Annotated in this window: 1 protein-coding gene; it reads right to left on the bottom strand. The window is 76.3% G+C overall.

Annotated features, from left to right (window positions below; translation table 11 throughout):
• Window positions 1-4,385, bottom strand: a 4,385-nt coding sequence (locus B056_RS0107630) for an SDR family NAD(P)-dependent oxidoreductase (protein WP_456095364.1), incomplete at its 3' end; no start/stop codon positions are given.
• Window positions 4,386-4,427 lie beyond the last annotated feature (42 nt).

Below are 4,427 nucleotides of genomic sequence, written 5' to 3'. Positions count from 1 at the left end.
ACCGACCCCAGCCACAGCGGCCGGTCGGCGGGCCGGTCCTGACCGTAGGTCGCCAGCAGCGCCTGCGCCTCGATCGGGTCGCCGAGTGTCGTGCCCGTCCCATGGGCCTCGACGACGTCCACGTCGGCGGTGCCCAGCCGCGCGCTCGCCAGCGCCTGGCGGATCACCCGTTGCTGCGACGGGCCGTTCGGCGCCGTCAGGCCGTTGCTCGCCCCGTCCTGGTTCACCGCGCTGCCGCGGACCACCGCCAGCACCGGATGGCCGTTGCGCCGGGCGTCCGAGAGCCGCTCGACGAGCAGCATCCCGACGCCCTCGCCCCAGCCCACCCCGTCGGCGGCGTCAGCGAAGGACTTGCAGCGGCCGTCCGCCGCCAGGCCCCGCTGGCGGGAGAAGCCGACGAACGTGCCCGGGGTGGCCATCACCGTAACGCCGCCGGCGACGGCCAGGTCGCACTCACCGCTGCGCAGCGCCTGCACCGCCAGGTGCAGGGCGACCAGCGACGACGAGCACGCCGTGTCGACCGTGACGGCCGGCCCCTCGAGGCCGAAGGTGTAGGACACCCGGCCGGAGGCGACGCTGCCGCCCGAGGCCAGGAAGCCCTCTATGTCCTCGGCGGCCCGTTCGAGCACGGCGGTGTAGTCGTTGTACATCACCCCGGCGAACACGCCGGTCCGCGAGCCGCGCAGCCCCGTCGGGTCGATCCCGGCCCGTTCGAACNCCTCCCAGGACGTCTCCAGCAGCAGCCGGTGCTGCGGGTCCATCGCGAGGGCCTCCCGCGGGCTGATCCCGAACAGTCCGGGGTCGAACCTGGCCGCGTCGTAGAGGAAGCCGCCCTCGCGGGTGTACGACGTCCCCGGATGGTCGGGGTCCGGGTTGTACAGCGCTTCGACGTCCCAGCCGCGGTCGGTGGGGAACAGGCCGACGCCGTCGCGGCCGGAGGAGACCAGCTCCCACAGCACCTCCGGCGAGCTCACCCCGCCCGGGTAGCGGCACGCCATCCCGACGATCGCGACCGGCTCGTCGGAACCGGTCAGCGCCACCGGCGCCGCGACCTCGGCGGCGATCCCGGACAGCTCCCCGACGATGAACTCGGCCAGCACGGCGACGTTCGGGTAGTCGAACACCAGCGTCGACGGCAGCCGCAGCCCCGTCACCGCCGCCAGCCGGTTCCGCAGCTCCACCGCGGTCAGCGAGTCGAACCCCAGCTCGCGGAACGCCCGGTCGACCGGCACCGCCGAACCGTCGGCGTACCCGAGGACCTCGGCGACCTGGTTGCGGATGGTGGCCAGCACCAGCCGGTGCCGGTCGGCCGGTGCCAGCCCGGCGAGGCGCCGCAGCACCCCGGTCGCCCCGCGCCCGCCGCGGGCCGAGCCGGCGACGAGCGCCCGCAGCGGCTGTGGCACCGCGCCGGCCTCGGCCGCCCGCGCCAGCGCCAGCAGGTCGACCCGCAGCGCGTAGGAAGCCGCGTCGGGCAGCGCCAGCGCGGCGTCGAAGGCCGCCAGGCCCTCGTCGACGGTCAGCGGCAGCACGCCGCCGCGGCGCATCCGTTCGCGGTCGGCGGCGGTCAGCGTCGCGCCCATCCCGGTGCCGGTGTCCCAGAGCCCCCAGCCGATGGACGTCGCCGGGACGCCGGCGGCGCGCAGGTGGGCGGCGAGCGCGTCCAGGAACGTGTTCGCCGCCGCGTAGTTGGCCTGCCCCGGGTTGCCGAGCAGGCCGGCGAGCGAGGAGTAGAGGACGAACGCCGCCAGGTCCCCGCCGACGGCGGCCAGGTTCAGCGCCGCGTCGGCCTTGGCGCGCAGCACGGCGTCCAGGCGCTGCGGGGTGAGGGAGGTGAGCAGGCCGTCGTCGAGCACACCGGCGGCGTGCACGACGGCGGTGACGTCGATGCCGTCGAGGGCGGCCGTGAGCGCGGCGCGGTCCGCGACGTCGCAGGCCACCAGGCGCACCCGGGCGCCGGCCGCGGTCAGCTCGTCGGCGAGCTCGGCCGCGCCCGGCGCCGCCGAACCGCGCCGGGACAGCAGTACCAGGTCGGTCACGCCGTGCGCGGCGACCAGATGCCGGGCCAGCACCACGCCGAGCGTTCCGGTAGCGCCGGTCACCAGCACCGCCCCGCCGCCGAACCGGCCCACCGCCGCCTCGCCGGACGCCGCCGTCCCATCGGACGTGGGTGCCTCTGACGGTGCCTCGTCGGGTGACGGTGCCTCGTCAGGGATCGCGGCGCGGGTCAGGCCGGGCACGAGCACGGCGCCGCCGCGCAGGGCGGCCTGCTCCGTCCCGGCCGCCACGACCGCCGGGAGCAGGTCCCGGCCGTTGTCGTCGACGTCGCCGGGGCCGAGGTCGACGAGCTGGATGCGGTCCGGGTGCTCGGCCTGCGCCGAACGCGTGAGCCCCCACAGCGCCGCGTCGGACAGGCCGGCCAGCGGCTGCGCGGCCTCGGTGGCGACGGCGCCGGAGGTCAGCACGACCAGGCGGCTCCCCGCCCAGTCGGCGTCGGCCAGCCAGAGCTGCAGGGTCTCCAGCAGCTCGCCGGCCCGGCTGCGCACCACCGCGGCGTCGGGAAGGCCCGGCACCGCCGTGTCCTCGGAGAGGGCCGGCGGTCGGGTGCAGTCGAGGACGAGGACCTCGGCCGGTTCCGGCAGTGCCGCTCCCAGCGGGATCGTCGTCCATCCCCGGCCGGCCGGTTCTTCGTCGCCGTGCCCGTCGCGGGCGGGCGGCTCGTCGCCGGGGCTCGGGGAGATCCCTTCGGCCGGTGTCCAGCCGAGGGTGAACAGCAGCCGCTCGGCGGACGGGCCGGCGGCGAACTGGTCGGCGGAGACCGGCCGCAGGGCCAGCGAGTCGACCTGCGCCACCGGAAGGCCGGCGTCGTCCGCGAGCGTGATCCGCACCGTGTCGCCGACGGCGACGAGCTTGACCCGCAGGGCGGGGCCGGCGGTCCCGTGCACCCGGACGCCGGAGAAGGTGAAGGGCAGGCTGACGCTGTCACCCGCCGGGAGGAGCCCGCCGAGCGCGATCGCGTGCAGGGCGGCGTCGAACAGGGCGGGATGGATCGGGTAGCCGTCGGTCGGTTCGGTGACGGTCACCTCGGTGAAGACCTCGCCACCGCGCTGCCAGGCCCGGGACAGGCCGCGGAACGCCGGCCCGTAGCCGAGGCCGGCGTCGGCCAGGCTGTCGTACAGGTGGTCGGTGTCGACCTCGTCGGCGCCCGTCGGCGGCCAGGAGACGAGATCCGCGTCGGGCTCGGGGGCGCCGATCTCCGGGCTCAGCACGCCGGTGGCGTGCCGGGTCCAGGCGCCGTCCGCCGTGTCCGCCGGCTCGCCACCGGGCTGCTCGGCGTGGACGGTCACGGCCCGCCGCCCGTCCGCGTCGGCGGCGGCGATCATGACCCGCAGCCGCACGGTACCGTCGGTGGGCACGACCAGCGGGGTCTGCAGCACCAGCTCGTCGAGGGACATGCCGCCGACCCGCTCGCCGGCGGCCAGCACCATCTCGACGAAGGCCGTACCCGGCACGATGATCACGCCGTGCACGGTGTGGTCGGTGAGCCACGGCTGGGCCTGGGTGGAGATCCGGCCGGTGAAGGCCGTGCCCGCCCCGTCGGGCAGCGGGACGGCCGCCCCGAGCAGCGGATGCCCGGCCGCGTCGAGCCCGGCCGCCGACAGGTCGGCCCCGTCGTACGCCGAGGCCTCCGCCCAGAACCTGCGGTGCTGGAAGGCGTAGGTGGGCAGGTCGACGCGGGTGGCCCCCGTCCCGGTGAACACCGCGGGCCAGTCGACGTCGGCACCGTCCACGAACAGCCGCCCCACCGCGGAGAGCACAGTCGCGGCCTCGTCCCGGTCCCGCCGCAGCGCCGGGACGGCCAGCAGCCCACCCGGCTCGCCGTCACCGTCACCGCCCGCCGCGTTCTGGATCATCGCGGTGAGGATCGCGTCCGGACCCAGCTCCAGGATCCGGGTCACACCCTGAGCCGCCATCGCCGCCACCGCGTCGGCGAACCGCACCGGACGGCGCACCTGACCCACCCAGTAACCCGGATCCGACCAGACACCCGCTCCCACCACGGACCCGGTCACCGTCGACACCCCACCCAGCGATGGCTCCCGCAGCCCCAGCCCCTCCACCACCGCGGCGAACTCGGCGAGCATCGGCTCCATCAACACCGAGTGGAACGCATGACTGACCGCCAACCGGCTGGTCCGCCACCCCCGCTCCCCAGCCAGCGCCACGGCCTCGTCCAGCAGGCCGACCGGACCCGACACCACCGTCGACCCCGGCCCGTTCACCGCCGCCACGTCCAGCCCCAGACCCGCCGCCGAAAGCGCGGCGAGCACCTCGGCCTCCGCCGCCGCGACCGCGAGCATCCCGCCACCCGCCGGCAGCGCCTGCATCAACCGGCCCCGGGCCGCCACCAGCGCGGCCGCATCCGCCAG

Source organism: Parafrankia discariae, from assembly GCF_000373365.1.
Taxonomy (GTDB): domain Bacteria; phylum Actinomycetota; class Actinomycetes; order Frankiales; family Frankiaceae; genus Parafrankia; species Parafrankia discariae.
Note: the sequence above shows the minus strand (reverse complement) of the source record. Positions and strands in the feature narration are given on the sequence as shown.